3 protein-coding genes are annotated in these 3118 nt (G+C 71.5%); all 3 read left to right on the top strand.

Features of this window, described 5'->3' with window-relative positions; genetic code table 11:
* The coding region (locus tag HC022_RS29460; protein ID WP_254885237.1) for an oligopeptide/dipeptide ABC transporter ATP-binding protein at window positions 1-972 on the top strand (972 nt) is incomplete at its 5' end.
* Entirely contained in the window at window positions 969-1682 is a 714-nt protein-coding gene (locus tag HC022_RS22480; RefSeq protein ID WP_089955389.1) for an SDR family NAD(P)-dependent oxidoreductase, read from the top strand. The genes HC022_RS29460 and HC022_RS22480, both read left to right, overlap by 4 nt.
* Window positions 1682-3001: an FAD-binding oxidoreductase gene (locus tag HC022_RS22475; protein ID WP_254885236.1), complete on the top strand. Its 1320-nt coding sequence runs from the start codon at window positions 1682-1684 to the stop codon at window positions 2999-3001. Before HC022_RS22480 ends, HC022_RS22475 begins: the two co-directional genes overlap by 1 nt.
* Window positions 3002-3118 lie beyond the last annotated feature (117 nt).

Raw genomic sequence — 3118 nt, 5'->3', positions numbered from 1 at the left:
CTCTATCCCGGCGCGGTGGAGGCGATTGAGGCGCTGCGCGGGCAGGGTATCCGTGTCGGCATCTGCACCAACAAGCCCGAAGGTCTGGCCGAAGAGCTGCTGCGCCGGCTGGGCGTGCGCGACATGTTCGCGGCCCTGGTGGGCGCCGACACGCTGCCCGTGCGCAAGCCCGACGCGCGGCCCTATGTCGAGACCGTGGCCCGTGTCGGCGGCGCGCTGCGGCAGAGCCTGCTGGTGGGCGACACCGACACCGACCGCAAGACCGCAGCGGCGGCGGGGGTGCCCTGCATCCTCGTCACCTTCGGACCGACCGGCGAGGCGGTGCGCGCGCTGGCCCCCGAGGGGCTCATCGGCCATTTCGACGGGCTCGGGCCCGAGGTCGCGCGGCTGCTCGAACAGGTGGGCCTGCCCACCTCTGCCGCCGAGCGCCGCCCGCACGAGTTCTCGGGCGGTCAGCGCCAGCGCATCGCGGTCGCCCGCGCGCTGTCGACCCGGCCGGATTTCATCGTGGCGGACGAGCCCGTCTCGGCGCTCGACGTGTCGATCCAGGCGCAGGTGGTGAACCTGCTCATGGACCTGCGCCGCGATCTAGACCTTGCCATGCTGTTCATCAGCCACGACCTGCACGTGGTGCGCCACCTCTGCAACCGCATCGTGGTCATGTACCTCGGCCGCATCGTCGAGGAGGGCCCGGCCGAGAAGGTCTTCGGCACGCCGTCGCACCCCTACACCCGCGCCCTGCTCGCGGCGACGCCGTCGCTGCACCCGCGCGATCCCTCCGAGGGCGACAAGGTGCTCAAGGGCGAGCTGCCGAGCCCGGCCAACCCGCCCTCGGGCTGCCCGTTCCGCACCCGCTGCCCGCTCGCCGAAGAGGCCTGCGCCAAAGGCGTGCCGCCGCTCGCGCCCGTGGGCGACGGCTGGCGCGCCGCCTGCATCAAGGCCGCGCCCGTGGCCGAGGGGGTGCCCGCATGACCGATCCCGTCGCGATGATCACCGGCGCCAATCGCGGCATCGGCGCCGCCATCGCGCTGGCCCTGGCGGAGCGCGGCTACCGGCTGGCGCTGGGGCTGCGCGACCCCTCGAAGCTCCCCGCGAGCCTTGCCGAGCATGACCCGCTGGTGGTGCAGTACGACGCCGCCGTGGCCGAGGACGCCCGTGCCTTCGTCGAGGCCACCGAGACCGAATTCGGCCGCATCGACGCGCTGGTCAACAACGCCGGCATCGGCGGCCCGCTCGAGCTCATGCCCGAGCCCGCGCAGGACGACGAGGAGATGGAGGCGATGCTCGACAGGCTGCTCTCGGTCAACGTCAAGGCGCCGTTCCGGCTGACCCGTGCCGCCCTTCCCGCGCTCTGCCGTTCGGGGACGGGGCGGGTCATCGTGCTGGCCTCGCTCTCCGGGCAGCGGGTGCTGGGGCTGAACGCCGGCTACCAGATGACCAAGCACGCGGCGATCGCGCTCTCGCACGCCGCACGGCGCGCGGGCTGGGACCAGGGTGTGCGCGCCTGCGCCGTCTGCCCCGGCTTCGTCGCCACCGACCTGACACTGCGGCACGACCTGCCCCGGCACGAAATCACCCAGCCCGAAGACCTCGCCCGCCTCGTCGCCGAGGTGGTCACACTGCCCAACAGCGCAAGCGTCTCCGAGCTCAATGTCAACTGGCGCTACGAACCGGGGTTATGATGCGTCCTTATGCAGACAAGGTCGAAAGCGACCCGTCCGTTCCTGCAGCCGTCGATATCGTCGTCATCGGCGGCGGAATCGTCGGCTGTTCCGCCGCCTTCTGGGCCGCCGAGCAGGGTCACCGCGTGGCGCTGATCGAGAAGGGCCGCATCGCCGGCGAACAGTCCAGCCGCAACTGGGGCTGGGTCCGCCGCATGGGCCGCGCCGTGGCGGAGTACCCGCTGGGCATCGAGAGCCTGCGGATCTGGGACACGCTGGCGCAGCGCACCGGACACGACACCGGCTTCCGCCGCACCGGGGTGGTCTACACCGCCCAGACCGACGCCGAGATGGCGTGGATCGAGACGGTGCGCCGGGACGCCCAGACCTTCGGGCTCGCCGCCCAGTCGCTGACCCCGGCGCAGCTGTCGGACCGCTTCGAGGGCGCATCGCTCACCGCACGTGCCGGGCTCTACACCGAGGACGACGGTCGCGCCGAACCGGCGCTCGCCGCCCCCGCGCTGGCGCGCGGCGCCCGCACCAAGGGCGCCACCGTGCTCACCGGCTGCGCCGTGCGCAGCATCGAGACCAAGGCCGGCACCGTCTCGGCCGTGATCACCGAGCGCGGGCGCATCGCCTGCACCGCGGTGATCGTCGCCGGTGGTGCATGGTCGCGGCTGTTCCTCGGCAACCTCGGAATCGACTTCCCGCAATTGCGGGTGCGCGGCTCGGCCATGCGCACTGCGCCGATCAAGGGCGGCCCGGCCCACGCGCTCGGCAACGGCGCCTTCGGGATCCGGCCACGCCTTGATGGCGGCTATACCATCGCTCAGCGCGGCCGCTCCAAGGTGCAGATCACGCCCGACAGCTTCCGGCTCTTCGGCAAGTACCTCGGCAGCCTCCGCGAGAACCGCGGCGAGATCAGCCTGACCGTCGACCGCAGCATGTGGGACGGGCTGGTGACGCCCCGGCACTGGCAGCCCGACGAGATCTCGCCCTTCGAGAAATGCCGCGTGCTCGATCCCGAGCCGCAGGAGGCCGCACTCGCCAAGGCGATGCGTGCCGTGCAGGCCGCCTTCCCGGCGCTGAAACAGGCCACCATCACCGAGAAATGGGGCGGCATCATCGACGTTACCCCCGACGCGGTGCCAGTGATCGACCCGGTGGACGAAATCCCCGGGCTGGTCATCGCCAGCGGCTTCTCTGGCCACGGCTTCGGCATCGGCCCCGCCGCGGGCCAACTGGCCGGCGAACTCGCCACGGGCGTCGCGACGCTCGTGGACCCCACCCCCTTCCGGCTCGACCGCTTCGGCGGAGCGATGCTGAAAGCGGCAGAGTGACCGAAGACGGGAAAAATTTTCTCTATCGGTCGGAAATCCGAATGAATTGGACGCCCCCCGCGGCGTTCCGCTTCACTGGGACCCGACCGCACACGACGACTGACAAGGAACGGAACA

Origin of the sequence: Salipiger sp. HF18, from assembly GCF_011806505.1 — a bacterium.
Classification (GTDB): domain Bacteria; phylum Pseudomonadota; class Alphaproteobacteria; order Rhodobacterales; family Rhodobacteraceae; genus Salipiger; species Salipiger thiooxidans.
This window is presented reverse-complemented; position numbering and strand designations above follow the sequence as displayed.

What these genes read in the sequence shown, in the direction of transcription:
- HC022_RS22475 (WP_254885236.1), top strand. Translation starts at nt 1,682, where the DNA reads ATGCGTCCTTATGCAGACAAGGTCGAAAGCGACCCGTCCGTTCCTGCA.
- HC022_RS22480 (WP_089955389.1), top strand. Translation starts at nt 969, where the DNA reads ATGACCGATCCCGTCGCGATGATCACCGGCGCCAATCGCGGCATCGGC.